This window comes from Microcoleus sp. MON1_C5 (genome assembly GCF_036701875.1).
Lineage (GTDB): Bacteria > Cyanobacteriota > Cyanobacteriia > Cyanobacteriales > Microcoleaceae > Microcoleus.
Map to the genome: position 1 here is coordinate 65237 of NZ_JAUBRN010000007.1, position 23523 is coordinate 88759.

At 46.7% G+C, this 23523-nt stretch carries 16 protein-coding genes and 1 tRNA gene; 10 read left to right on the forward strand and 7 right to left on the reverse strand.

Annotated elements, in window-relative coordinates; genetic code table 11:
- The first annotated feature begins 96 nt into the window (after positions 1-96).
- The 7 genes from QUA71_RS05335 to QUA71_RS05365 all read left to right on the forward strand — a co-directional run bounded on the left by QUA71_RS05335 (position 97) and on the right by QUA71_RS05365 (position 8890).
- Complete coding sequence (locus QUA71_RS05335) at positions 97-1482, forward strand: hypothetical protein (protein ID WP_333283036.1); 1386 nt, start codon at positions 97-99, stop codon at positions 1480-1482.
- Positions 1483-1506: 24 nt separating this feature from the next.
- On the forward strand, positions 1507-2217 hold the full coding sequence (locus tag QUA71_RS05340) for a M15 family metallopeptidase (RefSeq protein ID WP_333283039.1): 711 nt from the start codon (positions 1507-1509) through the stop codon (positions 2215-2217).
- A gap of 285 nt (positions 2218-2502) precedes the next feature.
- Positions 2503-3576 (forward strand): glucose-1-phosphate thymidylyltransferase, encoded by a 1074-nt coding sequence (locus QUA71_RS05345; protein WP_333283042.1) that lies wholly within the window; start codon positions 2503-2505, stop codon positions 3574-3576.
- Positions 3577-3805: 229 nt separating this feature from the next.
- Positions 3806-4339: a hypothetical protein gene (locus tag QUA71_RS05350; protein ID WP_333283045.1), complete on the forward strand. Its 534-nt coding sequence runs from the start codon at positions 3806-3808 to the stop codon at positions 4337-4339.
- 10 nt (positions 4340-4349) lie between these two features.
- Positions 4350-6479: a glycosyltransferase gene (locus QUA71_RS05355; RefSeq protein ID WP_333283048.1), complete on the forward strand. Its 2130-nt coding sequence runs from the start codon at positions 4350-4352 to the stop codon at positions 6477-6479.
- 164 nt (positions 6480-6643) lie between these two features.
- A complete protein-coding gene (locus QUA71_RS05360) occupies positions 6644-7714 on the forward strand; it encodes a glycosyltransferase family 1 protein (RefSeq protein ID WP_333283051.1) in 1071 nt (356 codons plus the stop codon).
- 93 nt (positions 7715-7807) lie between these two features.
- Positions 7808-8890: a glycosyltransferase family 1 protein gene (locus QUA71_RS05365; protein ID WP_333283054.1), complete on the forward strand. Its 1083-nt coding sequence runs from the start codon at positions 7808-7810 to the stop codon at positions 8888-8890.
- A gap of 184 nt (positions 8891-9074) precedes the next feature.
- Here QUA71_RS05365 and petG read toward each other — a convergent pair whose 3' ends face one another.
- The gene (gene petG, locus QUA71_RS05370) at positions 9075-9194 is read right to left on the reverse strand and encodes a cytochrome b6-f complex subunit V (RefSeq protein ID WP_006632329.1); all 120 of its coding nucleotides are present in this window, start codon (positions 9192-9194) and stop codon (positions 9075-9077) included.
- Positions 9195-9374: 180 nt separating this feature from the next.
- On the opposite strand from petG, the gene QUA71_RS05375 reads away from it, so the two are divergent.
- A complete protein-coding gene (locus QUA71_RS05375; protein ID WP_190656795.1) occupies positions 9375-9755 on the forward strand; it encodes a c-type cytochrome in 381 nt (126 codons plus the stop codon).
- Between the two features lie 145 nt (positions 9756-9900).
- Here the strand turns inward: QUA71_RS05375 and QUA71_RS05380 are convergent, their stop codons facing one another.
- From QUA71_RS05380 to QUA71_RS05400, 5 genes are all read right to left on the reverse strand, one after another.
- Positions 9901-15219, reverse strand: coding sequence for a DUF4347 domain-containing protein (locus QUA71_RS05380; protein ID WP_333283059.1), 5319 nt, complete (start codon positions 15217-15219; stop codon positions 9901-9903).
- Between the two features lie 677 nt (positions 15220-15896).
- Positions 15897-16256 (reverse strand): NIL domain-containing protein, encoded by a 360-nt coding sequence (locus QUA71_RS05385; RefSeq protein WP_333283062.1) that lies wholly within the window; start codon positions 16254-16256, stop codon positions 15897-15899.
- A 155-nt stretch (positions 16257-16411) separates the two neighbouring features.
- Complete coding sequence (gene cysW, locus QUA71_RS05390) at positions 16412-17290, reverse strand: sulfate ABC transporter permease subunit CysW (RefSeq protein ID WP_333283065.1); 879 nt, start codon at positions 17288-17290, stop codon at positions 16412-16414.
- Positions 17280-18140 carry a sulfate ABC transporter permease subunit CysT gene (gene cysT, locus QUA71_RS05395; RefSeq protein WP_333283068.1) on the reverse strand — a complete coding sequence of 287 codons (861 nt, stop codon included), beginning with the start codon at positions 18138-18140 and terminating at the stop codon, positions 17280-17282. The genes cysW and cysT overlap by 11 nt, the downstream gene beginning before the upstream one ends.
- An 89-nt stretch (positions 18141-18229) precedes the next feature.
- Positions 18230-19375, reverse strand: a complete 1146-nt coding sequence (locus QUA71_RS05400; RefSeq protein WP_333283071.1) for a sulfate ABC transporter substrate-binding protein — start codon at positions 19373-19375, stop codon at positions 18230-18232.
- Positions 19376-19740: 365 nt separating this feature from the next.
- Between QUA71_RS05400 and QUA71_RS05405 the strand changes: the two genes are divergently transcribed.
- Together QUA71_RS05405 and QUA71_RS05410 are read left to right on the forward strand one after the other, a co-directional pair.
- The gene (locus QUA71_RS05405; RefSeq protein WP_333283074.1) at positions 19741-21897 is read left to right on the forward strand and encodes a WD40 domain-containing protein; all 2157 of its coding nucleotides are present in this window, start codon (positions 19741-19743) and stop codon (positions 21895-21897) included.
- Between the two features lie 126 nt (positions 21898-22023).
- Positions 22024-22096 (forward strand) — tRNA-Thr (locus tag QUA71_RS05410).
- Between the two features lie 605 nt (positions 22097-22701).
- Here the strand turns inward: QUA71_RS05410 and QUA71_RS05415 are convergent.
- Complete coding sequence (locus QUA71_RS05415) at positions 22702-23442, reverse strand: hypothetical protein (protein WP_333283077.1); 741 nt, start codon at positions 23440-23442, stop codon at positions 22702-22704.
- Positions 23443-23523: the final 81 nt, after the last annotated feature.

Consider the following 23523-nt stretch of genomic DNA (forward strand, 5'->3'; position numbering starts at 1 on the left):
GCGTCACTATTATATATATTCAACCCCATAAAAGCGATGCAATTTTTAGAACGATTAAAGCCGATCCCACGCGACAAGAATGTCAGAGTTTTTTTAATGTATTTTCTTTTGCTGGCTCTGCTGACGAAAGCCGATATCCAATCTGTTGCTGATGCTTCTAGAATAGCCACTATTAAATCTTTGGTGGAATATCAAACTTTTACGCTGGATAACTCTCAATTGGGAGACTCCAAATTATTTACCATCGACAAGTATTTTTACAACAACCACTTCTATTCGGATAAACCGCCGCTGCCAGCACTTATGGGAGCGGCAGTTTATTTTTTATTAAGAAACCTCTGCGGTATTGATTTGTCGAATAATTTGGGATTAACTTATTATGTCGTGACCTTGACAACTGTGGGAATCCTCTCTTGTATAGGTTTAGTTTATTTTCACAAAATTTTGATAGAAATATTTGAGATAGAGGAAGGGTGGGCGAATTTAACAACATTTTTGGCTGCAACGGGAACTTTGATTTTGCCTTATTCACTTACTTTTAACAATCATAGCCTCGCTGCAGTATGTCTGATAGTCAGTTTATATTACTTATTAAAATTTGAAATTAACGACATCCGAAATGTTATCCTTTGCGGTATTTTGGTATCAATTGCGGGGAATATTGACATCACGTGCTTTTTATTTATTCCTTTTTATCTAGTTTTTTTTACAACCAAATCAATCAAGGCTGCTTCTGTATTTCTCCTATCATGTATTCCTTTATTAGTAACTTATTTCGGCTTAAATATATATCTTTCGGGCAGTATAGTCCCGCCCGCAATGAATGCCGCGCTGTGGGAGTACCCGGGATCTCTTTTTAGCAAGGAAAATCTGTCAGGACTGGCGACACAGAAGAGCTTTTTAGGGACGCTGAAATATGCCTTTACCTTGTTTTTAGGCAATCGAGGATTGTTCTCGCATACTCCTCTTTTGGGCTTCTCAGTTATTGGTGTTATGGCAGTTTTGAGACAAAGAAGATTGCCGTATAAAACTCCCTACCTGTACGGTATTCTGGCGTCTGTAGCTTTCATGCTAATCTATACCTTCCGCACAGTTGGATATGGCGGCTATTCCTACGGCGTCAGGTGGTTTGTCGCTCCTATGTTTATATTGTGCTTGCCCTTAAGTCACGTTATAAACCAAGTTAGAAGCTCGCGGTTGCTGAAAAAGTTTTTTGTAGTTATTGCCTGTATGTCGATCGCAATTTCTCTTGTGGGGACTTACAATCCCTATCCCAACGATTCTACCGGGAAAGTACGCCTTTGGGACGGTTATGTTTCGGGATATACGTTTGTGATTAATGCCAATAACATCGCCAATCACTCCTCAGTTATGTATAAATTAAGCTTCACCGTCAGCGGTGTCGCCATATATTTTATGTTGCACCAGTTATTGAAAAAATTAAAGCAGACTCCCAACATCCCTCCCGAGAATGCAGTGTAATGAAGTAAGGCAATCTATCTAATTATGAAAGCATATCAGCAAATAGCAATCGACGAATGCGGCGAACCTTTAGTCCCTATTCCACCAGAACATTTTGCCTTTGAAATTCCACACCCTTATCAAAAGTTGGGTGCTCCCTATCACAACAGCAAAGCAGATTCGCCTTACTATTTGCGGCAAGGAGTGGTAGATAGTTTAATCGCCGCTCAAACTGAGCTACAGCAAAATTATCAAAATTGGAAAATTCTGATATTTGACGCTTATCGACCCGTGGAAGTCCAGCAATTTATGGTGGATTATACTTTCAATCAAATTGCCCTAGCTCAAGGCTGCGAATTTCCGGTTTCCGAAGACAAACGCCAAGTAATTATAGAACACGTATATCAATTTTGGGCCGTACCGAGCCTCGATCGCGCGACGCCTCCTCCTCACAGTACAGGTGCAGCTTTAGATATAACTTTAGTGGATGAAAATAATCGGCAAATTAATATGGGTTCTCCGATTGATGAAATATCAGAACGTTCTTATCCGGATTATTTTGGTAATAGAGATCGCGAACCAGAACAGCAATATCACCGTCACAGGCAAATCTTAAAAAATGCGATGATAGCTGCGGGTTTTCAGCAGCATCCTAACGAATGGTGGCATTTTTCTCTGGGGGATCAGATGTGGGCTTGGTTGACAAATCAAAACAATAGTGGTAGTCAATTTATCGCCCGATACGGCCGCTATTAAAACGGGACGCAATTAAATCTGGACTGGCGCACTCGCAACCTTGAGAAACCGCGTTTATTGACAAAAAACCTCAGCTTTTAGGTGCTTTATTCGGCAAAAAACCAAGTTTCTGACACTCTATGCGTCCCGGACTATAAAAGCTCGATCGGCATAAATCATTTGTATCATAAGACACTACAACTATTGCCAGCGGGGTAGCGGTGGTTTAAAATCAACGAGAGCGAACAAGTGCAGGCAAATCGAGCCAGCACCGCAAACCCTAAAGGATAACTCAGAGTTCACCCAATGAAAGCACTCATCCTCTCTGGCGGCAAAGGAACACGCTTGCGTCCCCTCACCTATACGGGTGCTAAGCAGTTGGTTCCTGTAGCAAATAAGCCGATACTGTGGTACGGAATTGAAGGAATTGTGGCGGCTGGGATTACGGATATTGGGATTATTATTAGTCCTGAAACCGGAGAAGAGGTGAAGACGAAAACAGGAGATGGATCTCGCTTCGGTGCAAAAATTACTTATATCTTGCAAGAAAAGCCGGCGGGACTCGCTCACGCGGTGAAAATTGCCAGACCGTTTTTGGGCGATTCTCCGTTTATTATGTATTTGGGAGATAACTTAATTGAAAATCAGCTAGATCCGTTTTTAGAGATTTTTAACACGCAAAAACTAGACGCTCTGATTTTGCTGCGTCCAGTTCCCAATCCCTCTGCTTTCGGTGTGGCAAAAGTTGATGAGAAAGGAAGAGTTTTGGAGTTAGTAGAAAAACCCCAAGTCCCGCCATCGAATTTAGCACTGGTGGGGATTTACTTTTTTGCTCCTACTATTCACGAGGCGATCGATCAAATTCAACCTTCGCCCCGGGGCGAACTCGAAATTACCGATGCCATTCAACAGCTCATCAATCAGGAAAAACACGTAGAAGCCTGCAATTTAGAGGGTTGGTGGCTGGATACGGGGAAAAAAGACGATTTGCTGAGTGCAAACCAAATCATTTTAGATAGCCGTATCGTAGCTTCAACTGAATTAAAAGTAGACGCCAAAAGTCAAATTATCGGGCGAGTGCAAATAGGGGAAGGAACGGAGGTCATTAATTCTACAATTCGCGGGCCAGTGGTAATTGGGGAAAATTGCCGCATTGAAAATTGCTTTATCGGGCCTTACAGCAGTATTGCCGATCGCGTGACGATGATTGATGCTGATATCGAACACAGTGTAATATTGCAAGGGGCGAAAATACTTGGCATTCACCAACGAATTGTTGACAGCGTGATCGGGCAGCGAGCTCAACTAACCATTGCGCCGGCTCGTCCAAAAGCTCTGCGGTTTCTGATTGGTGATGACAGTCAAATTGAGTTAGCTTAAATTGAGATATTGCCAATATCGGAAGCAATAATCCTGATTTAACAAGAGATGAATTTTCTTGTGGGGTGGGCATCCTGCCCGCCCTTGAGCAGGCATCTTGCCTGTGCACAATTACTTACAATTATTCACACAGCAAAGATGGCTGTTCACCATTAGTTACAATGAGTGAAACAGCAAATATGCCTGTTCCATAATAAGTCATAGTAAGTTATCTAAAGGAGAGGAAAGTTTGCACTACGAAGAAATACCAACTCAAAAGATAATAGATAGATTGCGGCAAACTTTGGAGCCGCGAATTGGTATTGCTGAGCCGCCGTTGTTGGGAACCGAAAATAGTGCGATCGCCCGAGATGAAGATGACGAAGACATCGCCCTTTTAAAGACCGGTTTCGACATTTATAACATCCCCATCACCTCTTACCAAAGACGGCTGGGTTCCGCAGTAATTGCAGTTAGAAAAATAGTCCGAAAATTGCTCAGACCCGTACTCGAACGACAAGTAATTTACAATTTTGCGAATACCCGCGTCGTTCAAACATTGAGCATTCAATTGCAAAAATTGCAAGAAAATCAACAAACTCTAGAGAAAAAAATTCAATCCGAATTCAGCAGCGCATCTCCCGAAGTTACAGCACAGCTTGAGACTCAACAAAATGCGATCGCAGCTTTTCAGTCTGAAATAGAGCAAATTAAAGCAGTGCAGCAGCAACATACTGCTATTTTAGAGAAGATTACCGCTGAATTGCTCGCTCGACAACAATAAAGCATCAAAGATGACCACACTGCCCATATGCTCGTTAATTATAGTCAACTATAACGGTCTGCGCCACACGAAAGATTGCTTAAAATCTCTACAAAAACTTGCGTATCCCGAACAGCAACTAGATTTAATTGTAATTGATAATTGTTCTCAAGACGATTCCGTTACTTCCCTGCGCGAACTATTTCCAAAAGTTCGCATTTTTGTCAACTCCGCCAACAACTTTGCTAAAGCCCTCAACCTCGGCATCAGCGAAGCAAAAGGGAAATATATCGCCTTTCTAAATAACGATGCTACCCTTGACAGTCACTGGTTAGAGATTCTTGTAAAACGGCTAGAAACTAATAAAGAAGTAGGTGCGACTAGCGGCAAATTGCTGTTTAAAGACGGGCGAATTAACAGCGCAGGTATTCAGCAATTACCTAATTTTTATTGGCAAGATGTCGGTTTTGGCGAAAAAGATTCGGGACATTACGATACAGAACGGGAAGTCGAAGGGCTTTGTTGGGCGGCGGTGCTTTTTCGCAGGGAATGTCTCGAAGATGTGGGGCCGATAGATGAAGATTTTGTCATGTACTTTGAAGATGTAGAGTTTGCCAAACGCTGCCACAAACGCGGTTGGAAAATGCTTTATACTCCCGCAGCAATCGCCCATCACGAATATCGTGGTTCGAGTAAAGGAAGCAAACTTACCGAGTATTTCTGCAATCGCAATCGGTTTTTGTATTTGGCAAAACATGAACCGTTGCAGTTAGTCAAAGGAATTCATACTTCGGATTTTTTTACTAACAAGCAGTACGATTTGCTGTTCGAGAGTTTATTTGTAGCGATTAAAAAGCTGCTTGATTATCAGAAACCAGAAATCATTGAAACTGTATTGCCACAGTTGTCGGAAAAGTTGGCGGTGATTTACAGTCGGAGGAAGATCGATCGCATTTTGTCTCGATTGCAGGTGGTTCGGGGCGATCGCAAAATGTCGATCGCCATTTACGATCACGGACTGCATTTTATTGGTGGCGGTCAAAAATACGTCGCTACCATCGCCTCGCTGCTACAAAATGAATTTGACATTACTTTTATCGCCAACAAACCAGTTGCTATTTCCGACTTAGAATCGTGGTACGGACTCAACCTTTCAGGATGCAAAATTAAAATTCTTCCCTTGGCGTTTTACGAGAAACGCGGAATGCAGTGCATCGATTCCAGCATCATCGTGGAAGATATGGAAAATCCCTTTGATGAAATTGCCAGAGAAAGCAAAAACTACGATATTTTTATCAACGCGAACCAACTGGAAAAAGTCAAACCACTGTCGCCGATCTCAATATTTTTCTGCCACTTTCCCAATACCTTCCGCAACTGTCACTTTGCTGTCGATGACTACACTTTCATTATTGCCAACAGTCAATTTACTGTTAAGTGGTTGGAGAAACGCTGGAACCTACAGCCAACTTTTATGCTTTATCCGCCCGTGGAAATGGCAACAGTTAAAGTGCCGAAAGAAAAAATAATTTTGGCGGTGGGACAGTTTGAAGCTGGGGGCACAAAAAAGCAAATTGAACTAATTAAAGCTTTCCGCAGTTTGTTAGGAGATTATCCCGAAGAATTTCAAGGATGGCGGCTCATTTTAGCCGGAAGTAGCATTCCGAAAAATCCTTATTTAAAGACGGTTCAGAATTTATTGAAGCAAGATTCAAGGGCGATCGAGCTAAAAGTCAATGCTGACTTTGATGATGTAAAATCACTTTATGCTAGAGCGAGCATCTTTTGGCACGGCTGCGGTTTGGGTGAAGTCAATCCTCAAAGACTTGAGCATTTCGGGATGGCAACTGTAGAAGCAATGCAAAACTGTTGTGCTCCGATTGTTTTCAACGGCGGCGGCCAACCGGAAATTGTCGAACATGGGCGATCGGGCTTTTTGTTCAATACCGTTGAGGAACTGTGCCAGCATTCACATCAACTAATTGTTAATCCCGATTTGCTAGCAGAATTTCAAGCTGGTGCACAGCAACGCAGTCAGAACTTTAGACGCGCACGTTTCGATAAAAAAGTCAAGAGTTTTTTTGAGATTCTTCACCAAGAGTATGCTACAATTCGGCTGCCAAATCCTGCCGATATAGCTCAAATGCTCGATCGAACTTAAAGGCTAATTAAATAGTCCACCAGGGCTTAAAACCCCTAGCCAAAAGCTAAAGTCCTCTTGCAGAGGACTAATATCAAAGTCGATTTTATTACCGTTTTCTTCAGTCCGCGCAGGCGGACTTTGTATGTGTAGTTGCGACTTCCAGTCGCCGGATATCTAAAATCATGTCTAATTCACTGTTAATCAATTTGTCCTTCTTAACACCCGAACCCACGGGAATCGGGACTTACGCCGCTAATCTTTTCCCGCAACTGCAACAGCTAGAACCCACATTACTTGTTTCCCAGCAAATTGAAAATTATACTTGCTATCAAATCCCCGACACTCTAACACCGAATCGCGGCCCGAAAGGACAAATTAACAGGCTGCTGTGGACTCAGTTTGAGTTACCAAAAATTTACCAAAAATTGCAGTCCACCCTGATGTTTTCCCCAATTCCCGAAGCACCTTTGTATTCTGGCTGCCGCTACATCGTCACAGTTCACGATTTAATTCCTTTGCGATTTCCCCGACGGTTTTCTCGTTTAACAGCTTATTTCCGCTACTACATACCGCAGGTTTTGCGGCAAGCAGAACACATTATTTGCGATTCTCAAGCAACGGCGGCAGATGTTGCTAACTTTTTCCAGATTCCGCGTCAGAAAATGACCGCAATTCCCCTAGCTTGCGATAATATTAATTTTAGATATCTCGACTTGCCCGCCAAAAATTATTTTCTTTATACCGGCAGACACGATCCTTACAAAAACTTGGAAAGATTGATTGCTGCATTTGCGAGTTTGCCCGATCGCGCAAATTACGAATTGTGGCTAGCTGGGCCTCCCAATGCCTACACGCCGCAGTTGACAGCACAAGTTGAAAAATTAGGTTTACAATCTTTGGTAAAGTTTCTCGGTTACGTTCCCTATTCTAAATTGCCCATACTGATGAATCAGGCGATCGCCCTAGTTTTCCCTACACTTTGGGAAGGATTCGGCTTACCAATTTTAGAAGCAATGGCTTGCGGCACACCCGTCATCACATCCAACTTGTCATCGATGCCAGAAGTAGCCGGAGACGCCGCCTTATTAGTCAATCCTTACAGCGTCGGAGAAATAGCCGAAGCCATGCAAACAGTAGCCACCGATTCAAAAGTGCGATCGAACTTAAAAACTGCGAGTTTAGCCAGATCCTCTCAATTTAGCTGGCACAAAACCGGAAAAGCAACCGCCAACATCTTACAGCAATATCTTTAAATCTTCCCTCTCTTCCTTTCTCCTCTCTGCGTCCTCTGCGCCCTCTGCGGTTAAAAAAATCCCAGCAAAAAACCGCAATCTACATATTATCCCATGCCCAATCCCCAATCTAACTTACTAATCAACCTCTCCTTCCTAATTTCCAAACCAACCGGCTTAGCCATCTACGCCAAAAACCTATTTCCCCACCTAAAATCCCTCAATCCCACATTACTAACAGCAAAAAATTTTCCCAATAGCAACTGCTACCAAATCCCCGCCAATCTAACACCAGAACAAGGAACCAAAGGACACATCAACCGATTGGTGTGGACACAAACCAAACTTCCCAAAATTTACAAACAGCTAAAATCTAACCTGTTATTTTCCCCAATTCCCGAAGCTCCTTTATTTGCAGGTTGCCGCTATATAATTACAGTACATGACTTAATAGCGCTGCGATTTCCCCGGCGCTTCGATCCTCTGACACCTTATCACCGCTACTACATTCCCCAAGTGCTGCGGCAGGCTCAACACGTCATTTGCGACTCAGAATCAACAGCCAAAGATATCGCTAATTTTTGCAATATTCCTACTACTTTAATTACGCCAATTTTCCCCGGATACGATACCAGTTTTTTCCGTTTTTTAGACTTACCAACAAGCAATTATTTTCTTTATATCGGCCGCCACAATCCGTATAAAAACGTGCAGCGAGTTGTAGCAGCCTTTGCTGCTTTGCATCATAATTCCGAGTACGAATTGTGGATAGCAGGTTCGGAAGACAAACGCTATACGCCACTGCTGAAGGCGCAGGTTCAAGAATTGGGATTGGTCGATCGAGTAAAATTCTTAGATTACCTCCCCGCAGCCGACTTGCCCAAAGTCATCAACCAAGCGATCGCGCTGGTTTTCCCCAGTCTTTGGGAAGGATTCGGCCTCCCCGTGCTTGAAGCAATGGGCTGCGGCACTCCTGTCATCACCTCTAACCTGTCTTCAATGCCCGAAGTGGCGGGGGGTGCCGCCTTATTAGTCAATCCCTACAGCGTCGAGGAAATTGCCTCTGCTATGCAAGAGCTTGCAGTCGATGCCAAAGTTCGATCGCACTTGCGGGAGCTCGGTTTAGCCAGAGCAAAACAATTTAGCTGGGAAAAAACAGGGCTGCAAACTGCTGCTATTCTCGATCGATATCTTTAACGAAGGAAGAGGGAAGAGGGAAGAGGGAAGAGGGAAGAGGGAAGAAGGAAGAAGGAAGAGGGAAGAAGGAAGAGGGAAGAGGGAAGAAGGAAGAAGTCAGTAGGTAGATTAATGCCCCATGCCCCATGCCCAATTCCCAATTCCCCCTCCCCCTGACAGCCTGAGTGAGGGACTGTAGCCCCTTTTACTTATTGATACCCAACTGATCGCCGCGCTTGTACTGCTGATAAGCCGCAAAAAACAGCCCCGCCAGAGTAACAAAGATTAGACCCAGAACAATACCTGAAAGTAGCGGTTCTACCATGAGAGCTCCTTAACGTTAAGATTTAACAACCTATTTTTAATATTACCAGCACTTATACAGATGAATTTTCCCAAAAGCAGCCTTCCGTGGGTCTCAGAGCTTGCTCTCCCCGCTGCGAACGATTAAGCTATGTTATGAGAAATAAATTTTCTTGTAGATACTATTTTTAATTGAACTCCTTTGAATAACCAACTTGCCAGGAATGAAATTAAAAACCCGATCGAGCGACTTGCCATATTTGCGCTAGCGGTGTTGGTTGCCATCATGTTGGCGAGTATGACAATTCGTCAGTTTCAAGTCGCCGATCCTTACGTCAAAAGCGTACTATCCCTGACGGGCAACCCGTTTCAGGGTTCCGCCATCTTTCAAATGAACTGTGCGGGGTGTCACACATCGGTTTCAGAAAGTCAAGTCGGGCCCAACTTGCACGGAGTGTCCGAGCGCAAATCCGAATTCGATCTGATCCGGCAAGTCACCAGCGGGCAAACCCCACCAATGCCCCAGTTTCAGCCGAGTCCCCAAGAAATGGCAGACTTGCTAAAGTATCTCGAACAAATTTGACCAAAGAAGGGGAACGGAATTCGTTCCCCTTCTTTGGCAGAGCCTCTAAACATGGGTTTAGAGGCTCTGCTTTCGGGTAGTCCCTCTCTGCTGGGACGACAGGCAAGTGTAGGAGCGGTTGCAACTGCCGAGTTCGATCTGCGGACTAAACCAACAAGCTAAAACTCTGAGCTGATAACTGGCTCGGCTGCACGCCCGTCACTATAGCCAAAATCTGGTCGCTGTTAGCAAGCCCGATCGCCGTCGAGCCATTAGTTTCGGTCAATAACAGTTGATTGAAGTCCAAGCCTCCCACCAACTCGATCGAATCCACTCCTTCGGTGAAGTTGAAAATGGTGTCAATTCCTCCGCTCGCTGACAAGACAAAGCCATTGCTGCCAATGCCGCCGACGAGGGTATCGCTGCCAATGCCACCAAAGAGCAAGTTATCGCCGGTGTCACCAAAGAGCAAATCATCGCCGCTGCCGCCAATTAAGGTATTGTTACCCTCGCCGCCGCAGAGAGTGTCATTGCCTTGATCGCCAATTAGCACGTCATCGCCAGCGCCTCCCAAAATTACGTCATCGGCTTTGCCGCCGTACAATACGTCATTGCCTTCGTCACCAGAGAGAGAGTCGTTGCCGCGATTGCCATAAATCGTATCGTTACCGCGATCGCCAAAAATCAGGTCAAACCCTTTGCCACCGTAGAGAGTATCGCTATCAATGCCTCCGTAGACAGTATCGTTGGCAATATTGCCATTGATGTAGTCCCCGCCCCCTCGACCAAAGATCAAATCGTTGCCGCTCAACCCCAAGATAGAGTCATTGCCGACACTACCCACGATCGTATCGTCGCCGTTAGGGCCATTGATCACATTACCCGCTGAAGAAGTGCCGGGTTCATTGGGAGTAGCGATCCTGGGGAAGTTCTCAGGGCAAACCAAATCTGTCGGTACAGGCGTCGGCGTCGGTGCAGGTGTCGGTGTCGGCGTCGGTGCAGGTGTCGGTGTCGGCGTCGGTGGCGGGGTCGGAGTCGGCGTCGGTGGCGGGGTCGGAGTCGGCGTCGGTGGCGGGGTCGGAGTCGGCGTCGGTACAGGTGGCAGTGGTGGCGGGGTCGGAGTCGGCGTCGGCGGCGGAGTCGGCGTCGGCGTCGGCGCTGGGAAGTTCCCGAAGTTGATGCCAGTGACAATAGCGCCCGAAGTTAGGGTGATGTCGGCGGGTTCGGGTGTGCTTTGGGTAAACCCAGTTTGGTTTACCTCCCGGACACGGTAGGTTCCCGGCGTTAGGTTCGCGAACAGGTAGTTGCCGCTGTTGTCTGTGGTAGTAGTAACAGGAGCAGGAGCAGTTCCAGCTACGACATTGGTTAACTGAATTTGGAAATTGGGTAAACCCGGTTCTCCAGCATCCTGAGTGCCATTGTTGTTGGTGTCTTGGAACTTCAGGCCTCGGATCGCCCCGGGTTGTGGCAGGAAGTTGCCGAAGTCTATGCCCGTGATGTTATTTGGAGGATTAACAGTAACGGGGGCGGGGTTGGGGGTCGTCTGCGTCCAGCCGTTTTGCGGGACTTCCCTTACCTGGTAAGTACCTGCGGGTATATCTCGGAGAGTGTAGTTGCCCGCTGCATCAGTGATGGTAGTCGGTTCGCCCTGCTGAAACAATCCATCCGGATTGATACTGTCGAGAAATATTTGCCAGTTAGCTAGCCCCAATTCTCCGGCATCCTTAACGCCGTTGTTGTTGAGGTCATTGAATTTTTGACCGCTGATTGTGCTCGACTGGAAGTTACCGAAGTTGATGTTAGCGATGTCTTGACCGCTAGTGACAGTGATGTCGGCCGGGTTGGGGGTAGTTTGCGTCCAAGTAGGCTGCAAGACTTCCCGCACCTTATAGGTTCCGGCTGACAAATCGGAGAATTTGTAGTTGCCGGCGGCATCGGTGAGGGTGTTCGGTTCCCCGGTGTCGAGAGTGCCGTTGTTGTTGGTATCGAGGAAGAATTGCCAGTTGGGTAGTCCTGTTTCTGCTGGCGCATCTTGGATGGCATTTTTGTTGAGGTCATTGAACTTCAGACCACTAATCGAGTTGGGCTTGAAGTTGCCGAAGTTGTTGTTTTGGGAGTTTGTACCGCTGGTGACGGCGATCGTAAACGCGCCTGAAAGGGTAGGCGTCGCTGGGTTGACGGGGGGTACAGTTTGCGTCCAGCCAGTTTGTGGCACTTCCCGCACTGTATAAGTGCCGGCTGTAAGGTCGTCGATCTCATACTGACCCGTAGCATCCGTGATTTCGCTTTCTTCATCAGCATCGAAGGTGCCGTTATTGTTGGCATCCACGTAGATTCTCCAGCCTCCTAGCGGTTGTTCTGCTGGCGCATCTTGGATGCCATTTTTGTTGAGGTCATTAAATTTGATCCCGCTGATTTTGCCCAACTGGAGGTTGCCGAAGTCTTGAGCCGTAATGTTTGTGCCGCTGACCGGGTTAATTGTATAAAAAGCCGGGCCGGCGGTTTGTGAGAAACCAGTTGGCACATCTTCTCTCACAAAGTGCCTACCGGAGCCGACGTTGGCAAAGCTATACGTCCCAGGAGCCGCAGGCGCGGTTCCGGTAACTTGAGAGGCGATTTCCGCGTCGCCTGTATCTAAAGTGCTGTTATTGTTAGTATCTTTGAACAAGCGAACGGTAGTGCCGTTGAGCGGCGTGTCATCTGCAGAGAAGCCGTTGCCTGTGAGGTCGGTGAATTTGGTGCCGCTGACGGTGATGTTTTGGAAAACGCCGAAGTTTTGGGCGGTTACGGGAGTACCGCTTTGGGCGCTAACGAGAATTGCGGCAGCGGGGAAAGAGATGCTGGAGTTGGCTGGGGCCGTGGCTTGTATCAGGTAATTGCCGGGGCCGATATCAGCGAATGTGTAATCTCCGGTTCCCGCAGTGGTTTGTGCAGTGCCGACAACAGTATCTGTGCCGACTTCTAGCGTACCGTTGGCGTTGGTGTCTTTGTAGAGGTTGACCGTGACGCCGTTTAATACGGTGTCGTCGGGCGTGAAGCCGTTGCCCGCGAGATCGGTGTAGGTTTTGCCCGCGATCGATGTTTTCTGGAAATTACCGAAGTTGGCACCCGTGACATTAACAATACCCGTATTTGCCGGAGTCGGGCCGAGAGTCTGCACCCAAGCAGTCGCAGGCGTTCCAGCGGGGGGCGCTTCTGTAATCGGAGTATCGGTTTTTACGTCGCGGAGGATGTAAGTGCCGTCGGCTGCGGTAGTAGCGCTCTTCGTGCCTACAGAAATCACCCAGCCCGCAAGACCTGGTTCAGTCGCCGCGGCACCTTGCAGGCTATCCCCGTTAAGGTCGTTGAATTTAACCCCTGTGACGATCGGGCCGTATTCATAAGCACCGATATCAACAGCAGTGCCGATCGTCCGGGGAAAGCCAGCACCCCGCTGGTCAGTCGCGCCCGCAGCAGCCGCAGCGGTGGCATCCCCAGTATCGATCGCCGGATTAGGAGTCGCAGTGCTGTCAGCCAAAGCATAAGTCACGGGAACGCCTGTAGCCTGGTTCAATCCTGGGGTAGGGGCGATGACATTTGCTAGAGGAACGGTCAGTTGCTGGGCGACAGGTAAATTGCTGCCAGCAACATTCCCGATCAAATTGTTGATACTGGTGGCGGTGAATGTCCCAAACACGTCAGGATTCACGCCGCCCAAATTCCCGGCCACGATCGAATTTAGGACATTCACAGTACCGCCGTTAGTAGCAATACCCCCGCCCACAGCAAGAGCAGGGGCAGTTGCAGTCGCAGTGTTAGCAGTGATGGTGTTGTTAGTCAGAGTTGCTGTAGCGCCGCTGTTGACAAAAATCGCGGCCCCCGCGCCCTGGCCCGGTGTCGCCCCCGCACCGCCCGCCGCGCCTCCGGTTGCTGTGTTGTTGAACAAAGTGCTGTTGTTCAGGGTCAAACTACCAGTATTAACAAAAATTGCGCCTCCCAAACCAGCACCGCCGCCGCCACCGGCTGGGCTGCCGGCGCCGCCCGGGGCGAAAGCTCCGAGGGGCGTGCTGGCTCCGCCTACTGTACCGCTGCCACCTCCGCCACCGAAGCCCCCAGCGCCACCGTTGCCGATCGCACCGACCGCAGCAGGGGCAGTAGCCGTACCTCCAAAACCGCCAGCGCCGCCACCGCCACCAAAGCCACCAGCACCGCCTGCACCCCCAGCCCCGCCAGCGCCGTTGCCAACAACTCCAGTACCGCCAGCACCGCCAGCACCGCCAGCACCGCCCCCACCGCCGATGACGCCTCCCGCACCGCTACCGCCTGCGCCGCCTGCGCCGCCTGCGCCACCTGCGAAGGTAGTGCTGCCACCGGGACCGCCCGGACCGCCTTGGCCGCCGGGAACGCCCGCTCCAAAAGTATTGTTAACGCCAGGGCCACCACTACCAGCGTTGGGTGCAGTAGCAGTACCAGCAGCACCAGGACCGCCCGCAGTTGTAAAGTTGAAGCCAGCAGTGCCACCGAAGAGGGTGCCGAAATCAGCGCTGCCACCGGCACCGGCTGGGGCTACCGCTGCTGCTGCCCCGCCGCCTCCTGTAGCGGTGTTGCCAGTAAACGTCACGCTGTTAACTGTGACAGCGCCGTTGTTGATAAATAGTGCGCCTCCCATGCCGGCCCCACCGCCACCGCCGGCTGTACCGACACCACCCACGGCGCTACCGTTGGCAATTGTCAGGTTAGAAATGCTGACTGCTGCATTGTTGTCTACAGAGAAGCCCCGGTTAGTGTTGAGATTTAGGGTGAAACCGCCACCGGTCAAGGTGATGGGGTTAGTGATTCTGGGCAGAACCTCTCCGGCGGCTAAGGTGATGTCGCCAGTAATGGCAATCGTGTCGGTGTCGGTCAAAACATTTGCCACCAGAATCTTATCGCGCAGTTCCCCAAATGTGGCGACTAAAACTGCACTGTAAGCTTCCCTCGCCTCAGCCGAAAATGCCAAAGGTGTTTCAATGTTTCCCGTAGTTACTTGGAGTTCCCAGTCTCCACCCAACGCAGCATTCCCAGTCAAGTTATCGGAAGCGGCAATATTTGCTCCCGTGAGCTGGCTCAGCCTTTCCACGAAAGCCACACCTGCTTCTGTGGCGGCGACGTTGCAACCGTAAAGCAGAATTTCGGGTTTAGCTGTAATTGGAGAGTTAGAGTTTGCCTCAGTTGTTGGCAAAGCAAACCATGTTTCTAAATAATTGCGGTAGCTTTCAATGTTGCTGAGATTTAGTTCTGTGGCTCCCAGTTGCAAGCTGGCTGCTGCGCCGTGAGACAAAATGTGGACGGCTGCAATGTTTTGCCGCTGTTTAAGTGTTTCGGCGATTTGCTCGATGCCGTCGCGATCGGCTTTCAGAATAACAATTTCTGTATCGAGATTGACCGTTTCTGTTAAACTTTCGCAATCTTTAACTTGTGAATCTGCAAAAACTATCTGGTGTTTCGGTTCTTTATAGAGTTCCACGTTTAAATTCTCCTGGTACACGCACACATCAAATTCATATCACAAACCAACCGCAGCAGCGATCGAGCTTTTTCCCGTGAATGCGGATGAGAGTCGTTGGCGAAGCCCTCGAAGAGGAGCGCCCCTAACTTTCACCTAAATTAAATATTGACAAAAACGTTTTTTTATGCTGCCCTGCCCTAACAGAGTTAGTTTGATGGTTGAGAAGTTTTAAAGGGGAATATTGTTCCGGCTGTTTCCCAAAAAGTTGGACAAAACTTGCGCGCTGTTTTATGCTCTACCCGAGATAGATAAAGTACCAGATTTTATAAAAATTGTCAAGCAAATAATTAACCGATGGCGATCGATATTTGTGAGTCAAGAGTTATCAATCACGGTTATTAGCTGTAAGCTGATATTATTTGGTAGTTGTTGGCTGCTAAATGATATGTATGTGCGATCTAACAACCGCAATCAAATTGCTTGGTAATAAGGAATACAAGTCCTCTGAGTTTTATGAGGACTTGCATTCCTCACTATAAGCGTGATAACGGAAATTTTACAGGAATAGATAGGCTGACTCATGACTAACATTCCTGGAGGCTATTAGACTCAATAAACCGGCTAGAATAAAGAAAATTCTGCCTGTCAGTCTAGAATATTAACTCTTCCAGGTGGGTGCGTGCAAGACTCACTAATTACCAACTTTCTTCATCGGGATGATTGGAATTGCTCCAGATTTCCACATCTAAATCATTGAGATAAATTAGAGCCGTTTCAATCTGTTTACTTGTACCGTTAAGTTCCAAGTCAAACCAACCGTCATCTAAAGTTTTGACACCCAACAAAGCGGCATTAAAATTCACCGTCAAACCGTATTCAGAAATCAGGTTAGATATCACAGGTTCCTGATGGTACTGTTTAGGAACACGAATGCGAATGCGGGTTTGAGTTGGTCTGCTGTCAGCACTATCAGATTTGGGAAGATCTGATTCTTGGGTTCTGTGAAAATTGCCGCTCGCCTCAAATTCAGATTCGCTAGTGTTGTGAGCTAACATTTGGGCCTCCTAATGTTTGTTTCAGTTTACATTTTGCACCAATATCTTGTAGGGTGCAAAGCTGCGATATTTTCCAGCTTCCAAGCAGATTGTCCATAGATCCGCACCCTACTAATGACTAACAACTTCGTACCCTACAGCCTAATGACTGATGATTATTCTTCAACCTCCTTAATGCTAGTTTTTCGTTCCAAAATCTCCTTAAGCACGAGGGTAATAACTCCTAAAAAACCTAGAATTACCGCCGCTGAAAATGCGGCTTGCGTCGCGTACTGCTTGTAAGCATCCTCTACAAACAAAGGCAAAGTTTGGGTTTTTTTAGCAATATTTCCCGACACCACAGAGACGGCTCCAAATTCTCCCATTGCTCTAGCATTGGTCAAAATTACTCCGTAAAGCAATCCCCAGCGAATACTGGGAAGCGTGACATTCCAGAAAATTTGCCAGTCATTTGCTCCCAAAGTTTTCGCCGCCTCTTCTTGATCTGTACCCACTTCTTCCAAAACAGGAATTACTTCGCGGGCTACAAAAGGCAAGGTAACAAAAGCAGTAGCCAGCACCATTCCAGGGAAGGCAAAAATAACCTTGATATTGGCGGCCTCCAGCCACGGTCCGAACCATCCTACCCGACCGTAAAGCAGTACAATCATTAAACCTGCAACTACGGGAGATATGGCAAACGGCACGTCTAAAATGCTGATTAATAGCGTGCGCCCCCGAAATTTATTGCGGCCAATTACCCAGGCTGCACACAAACCGAAGACTGTATTTACAGGCACGACAATCAGAGAAATCACCAGGGTAAGTTGCGCTGCGTGCAGAAAATCGGGCGAGGTTAAGTTAGAAAAAAATGGCTCAAATCCCTTTCGGAAAGCTTGGTAAAAAACGTTGACCATGGGGATAAATAAGACGAGAGCAAGATAGCCGCTTGCAATTCCGATTAAAGTGGGTTTTACCCAGGCTTTCTCCTGACTCCGACTAGAACCCGCAGGCGGAAATTTGTAATCAGCGGGTGAATTGATATTAGCCGTCATAGCGTCTTCTCCATGCTTGTAATAGATTAATTGCGAACAGCATTGCCAGGGAAATACCTAACAGGATAGTGCCGATAACTGTTGCTCCTGCATAGTCGTACTGTTCCAATCTTTGAAAAATTAATACGGGCGCGATTAAATCTTTGAAGGGTATGTTAGAAGCTACAATTACAGTAGAGCCATACTCGCCAACCGCTCGCGAAAACCCGAGGGCAACTCCGGTTAAAATAGACGGGAACAGCGGCGGTAAAACTACTCGCCAGAAGGTTTGAAATTGAGAAGCACCCAAGCACCAAGCTGCTTCTTCGATGTCTTTTTCCATCTCGTTTAAAACTGGCTGTACAGTCCGCACGATAAAGGGCAAGGAAATAAAGATCATGGCTATTCCTACGCCCAAGCGAGTAAATGAGATCTTGATTCCCAAGGGTGCAAACAGCCCGCCGATCCAGCCGTTATCGCTGTAAACTGTGGCGAGAGTTAAACCCGCGACGGAGGTTGGTAGTGCAAAAGGTAAATCAACTGCTGCATCGACAACCCGTTTTAAGGGAAAGTCGTAGCGGACTAATACCCAGGCAATTAATGTGCCAAATACTCCGTTAATTAATGCCGCAATTAATGCCGTAACGAAGGTGACATCGTAGGCGGAAAGGGCGATCGGACTGGTGGCAATTGCCCAAAATTCGGCGGGGTTTGCTGTGCTGGCTTTCAGGAGCATTGCTGCAACTGGGAGCAATAGCATTAAGCTGAGGTAGCCTAGGGTGATTCCCCAAGGTAAGGTGATTTTGCTGATCGCCTTTTTGATATTTTCGATCGGAGATTCAGGGTTGCTGGTTGGAGATGATACAGCCATAAGTGAATAGTTTTGAGTTGCCAAGAATAGTGAATCTTTTAGATACCCGACAACTTCGAGGAAGTCGGGTATCTGAGCTTTGTGTTTTTTTACTGTTTAATTGAACCTTGGATTTTGTCAAAAACAGCTCCGTCATCGAAGAATTTCTGCTGAATATCTCCCCAACCTCCTAAGTCTTGAGCTGTAAATAGGGTTTTGATGGGGGCATATTTTTTGACAAATTCTGGTTCCGCGGCTACTGTCGCATCTACTGGGCGGAAGCCTACTTTGGCAAATTCTCGCTGAGCTTCTGGGGTGTAGAGAAACTTGACAAATGCTTCGGCGACTTCGCGAGTACCGTGTTTATCAACGTTTTTATCGACAATGGCAATCGGATTGTCGATCGAAACATTGACTTCGGGAATACTATAAGTCGGTTTTTCGCCTTTCTCACCTGCCAGAATAATCTCGTTTTCGTAGTTAATTAAGGCGTCGCCTTGCCCTTGTTTGAAAAATACATCAGTGGCTTCGCGGGCATCTTTAGTCAGAATCGGGACGTTTTTGTAGACTTTGCTAGTAAAGTCTAATGCTTTGGTTTCGTCTCCTCCGGTTTTAACAACCGAGCCCCAAAGTGCGAGGAAATTCCAACGGGCAACGCCTGATGTTTTGGGATCGGCAGTAATCACTTTTACTCCGTCTTGGCTTAAATCTTCCCAGGTTTTGATGTTTTTGGGATTGCCTTCGCGGGTGACTATGGCTCCTACGGATTTACTGACTATGCCTTCGTTGGGAACTTCTTTTTCCCACCCAGGTTGAATTAGTCCGGCTTTTTCGATTTTTGCAGTGTCGAGGGCGAGGGCTAGGTGTACGATGTCTGCTTCTAAACCGTCAATTACAGCCCGAGTTTGGGAACCGGAACCGCCGTAGCTTTGGTTAAAAGTGACGGTTTGACCCTTTTCTTTTTGCCACTGTTCTACGAATTTGGGAATTATGGCTTCGTGGGCGGCTTTGGTGACGGCGAAGGATACTAGGGTTAATTCTACGTTGCCTTTGTTGGCTGCTGGGCTAGCACCGCCTGGAGTGGCTGCGGGGTTGTTGGTGCTTCCCTGGCCGCAGGATGCAACGGCCAGACTTAAAGTTATTCCGACTAAAAATAGCGACACAAATCTTTTGAGGGCAGTAAATGATTGATTTGTGCTGGCTGATGGCTGTTGTGGCCAGTGAAGGTGTTGATTTAGGCGTTGCCACGGACTCATTATATTTGTTCCTCTAGAAAAAGTACGGTTATTGGGTCGGAATACCGTAATTATGGTTGTGAAGTACGATTATAGACAAGAGCGAGTCAAATGGCAACAAAAAAAATGAATTGGGGGAACTCAGGGTCGATCGCATATTCTGATGTCTTTTCCCTCGGTGCTTTCGATTCAGATTTGGGGTAAAATGTAAAGTGTATAAATACTATTATTGAGTTAAGGTGCTCAACTTGCGCGGCTGCACGATACGCCCTACGATTACCATCGGCCGCTCGCTCAAATGTAATAGCCCTGCCAAGAGTCCCCGCCCCAGGGGGATATGTCTGACTCGCGCGATCGCCCTTAAGTAAGAAAAAGTTTTAACTGGTATGTCCTTACCCCGCCCTGTCTCAGACACCCTAATTGAACTGTTGAAGCCTGTAGCCTCTGAATTGGGAGAAAGATTGGGAGCAAGCGCTGTCAACGAACGCTATGCAGAAATTGAGCCGTCGGGTTCTTCAGCTTTGAACCAGCAAATCAAAAAAGACCCCCGCTGGATTAAAGCACAAATGAGATATTTGCAGCGGCAGCAGGCCAGAGAACAACAATTAATCGCCCTCGCCGACGCAGAAGAATGGGCAAAGGAAGAACGTGTTAATCGAATTAAGGCACAAGAATTGAGAGATAAGCGGGCAATTAGCCGGCTTTGCCGCGACTTAATGCGAGAGTTTCAATCAGAAGCAATTCGAGTTAAGCTGAGTGAAATTCAAACTATTTGGGACAGGGACAACTGGTTTTCTAATTTGAGCAGGCAGGAAACTGAACAGATTTTGCAGCAGCAGCAGCACCGATTGCTGCTGTTAGTTGCTCCCGCAAAAATTAGCGAAGATTGCCCGGATTCGTTTCGCCACAATCTAAATATCGAGCTGCCGGCTAAGTTAAGAGCTTTTTTGAATCAGCACTACCCGCAGCACGGAGATGTGTGTCCGGTGCAGTTTTACGGAGACTATTTCAAAAAATCGATTTCTGATATTGATGTGGAGCGGTTGCAGAGTGTTTTGTCTCCTGTACCTACAGCTATACTGTACAGCGATATCAGCGATTATGAAGTTAATTTTCATGTCGGTTTTTGGGGAATCATAAATCAGAGCGTTTCTCTAGTGGCGATGCAGCCTTGGAATTGGGAAGAGGTTTATCACCAGTTGGAAGCGCAGGGGAAAGATGAAAAACTGAGCCTGCGGATTATTCGGCAAATAATTGTGACTATTCACAAGTTATTGGCGGCTTTTTTAGCTGATTTGTATTATTTAAATATCGATTTTACTCACGAACCTCAGTTATTTAAATTAGAGGCGGAATTTGCTCAGGAATGGTTTTCTAAAGATTGGGCCCAACCGTATATTGAAACTCTTAAAGAAATTCAGGAGCAGCAGCGAATAGTCTATAAGGGAGAGATGCGGCGGCTGGCGCTTCGAGAGGCGAAAGCTAAGGCGGAACGCCAGCGTTTGGAGGAAGCTGAACTCAAACGCAGAGAGGAAGCTGAGGCGGCATCTAAGCGGGTGAAGGAATTAGCTCACAAATTAAAACATCAGAAATGGCGGTGTGTATATACGCTGCCAGGACATTTATCGTTTGTGAATTCTCTGGCGATTAGCCCTGACGGTAAAATTCTGGCTAGCGGTAGTTGGGATAAAACTATTAAGATTTGGAATTTAGAAACAGCGGAATTAATTGGCACTCTGACGGGACATTCCGATCGCGTAAATTCCGTTGCTATTAGCTATGACGGAAAAATGTTGGTCAGCGGCAGTTCGGACGAAACAATTAAGTTTTGGAATTTGCACACCGGTGATTTGCTGTGTACTTTTCCGGGACATTCTATGGAGGTGAATTCGGTGGCGATTAATCCGAAGCGCCAGGTAATTGCTAGCTGCGGCGGGGCTGATAATACGATTAAGCTTTGGAATTTGCGGAGTGGTGAGTTGCTGCGGACTTTGAGGGGTCATTCTGACAATGTGAATGCGGTGGTTTTTAGCCCAGACGGTAAAATATTGGCGAGTGGCAGTTCGGATGCAACGAGCAAGGTTTGGGATGTGGAAAGCGGCAATTTGCTGCGGACTCTTTCGGGGTTGAATGTTGGGGTGAATTCTGTGGCGATCGCCCCAGACGGTCAGATTCTTGCTAGCGTCAGCAATGATTATACGATTAAGCTGCGGAATTTGCACACGGGCAGTTTGTTGCGGATTTTAAATACTAATTCTGGAAGGGGAAAGGGTGAAACGAATTTAGGAACGAATGAGGCGGTGCATATTTTGCAGAATTATGTGAGTCGGGGCGAGTCGGTTGCTATCAGTCGGGACGGTTTGACTTTGGTGAGTGGGTGCGATGAGAATACGATTAATATTTGGAATTTGCAGACGGGGGAGTTGTTGAGCGCTCTTAAGGGACATTCGGGTACGGTGTACTCGGTGGCGATCGCACCTTCGGGCAATTTGCTCGCCAGCGGCAGTGCGGATCAGACGATTAAGATTTGGCGCTGCGATTAGTTAATTGGCAGTGGGCAGGTAATTTCGGTTTTGCCCTTACGGGGAGGGGTTTTGAGGGAATTTGAAAAAAAAAATGGCTGGGGGGGTTGCGCTGATGACTATAAGTTTGCTATATTAATTTTCACTGCTGGTGTAACTCAGTTGGTAGAGTAGCTGATTTGTAATCAGCCTGTCGCAGGTTCAAATCCTGTCACCAGCTTTATAGCTCAAACCAAGGTTAGATAAGACTTCTAGCCTTCTGCTCATTTCTAGGTATGAAGTGGGTCTAAAACCACAATACCTGTTTCATACCCAACTAAGCTCTTAAAGCTCGGCTTTATAAGTAAATCAAAATTCTTTAGATAGAAAGATAATTACTGCCTAATAATTCTACTTGCCTAGACGCTAAGCTGTCACATCTCACTCTATCCCTCTTAAATCGAGTTTTAAGGCTCCTCTACACAATAAATGTAGATTCATACCCATACGTGCCTTATCGCTCCATATAGCTCAATCTAGAGACATCTAATATGATTTATTTTAGTTATAGAATCTTGACTTTGCATTAAAATGAATTATGTAATAGAAGCACATAGGGAAAGCGGGTTACTCTAACCTCAACCATCTATGGCTATCGTCTCTACTCTGTTCCTATAGATTCTCATATTTCATATATACTTTGCTATATCACTTTCTGATATAATGTCCTATCTTAGTAGTGTATAAAAAGTGCGAAGTAAACCTAAGCTAGATAGGGATTTAGAGCTGGTTGGCTATCTAGTCGGGTAAGGGTTCATTAGTAGATCGTGGCGTTGGCTCGACTACTTACACATCAGGAGTAGAAGGAGTTACCTGTATAGATTCAATCGCTGGTGTTGCTGCTGCTGATAGTGTAAACTGGCTCACGTTGTAGTGTTTCTTTAAGTGTACCGAGAAGTCCTCAGAAAAACCTGAAATGTATTCCTTAAAGATAGCCACCACACGGTCTAGATCAATCTCCATTGTTTTGGAATATTCGCCCAACTCTACAAACTTAGAATATCGCTCTTGCTGATAGGCGATAAATAAAAACAACATCTTTACTAAAGCAGGAGTATACCCTTTTTTAGCTGAGACAATTTTAAGATGCTCGACAAACTCATCAGTGCATAGCCATTGACTAAACACGTCTGACACCGATCCGGCTTCAATACCAGGAAACGCTGTAAGTAATGGTTTATACGTGTAGCTATTAATGGCATTGAATTCTTGATTGCACACCATTGTTAGCTCAAAGTTTTTCTTCATAGTAAAGGTAGCCAATACTCTGCTAGTAGGATCTTTAGCATCCTCTTCATTGCCTCCACGTTGAAAACAAAAAGTTAGCTGTTGACCGAGATCCGATGTAGTCAGGCGAACCGTCAATGTATCTGTTTTAGCTTTGGCTACTTCCTTGAAAATTTTAGTCTTGACCAATTGCCCGTTAACTACTTTTTCTTTTTCAGTAACACGAGCTTTAACTACTTGTAATTGAGTGTACTCGTGGCTGACTTGGAAACTACCGATATCTTTTCCGAAAGATGACATGATCTTTTTTCCTTTGTGAGTGTTTCCAGTTTTCTCATTAGAGGAGGTCTTTCGACTCTACTAAGTGATGCTAGTTAAGGT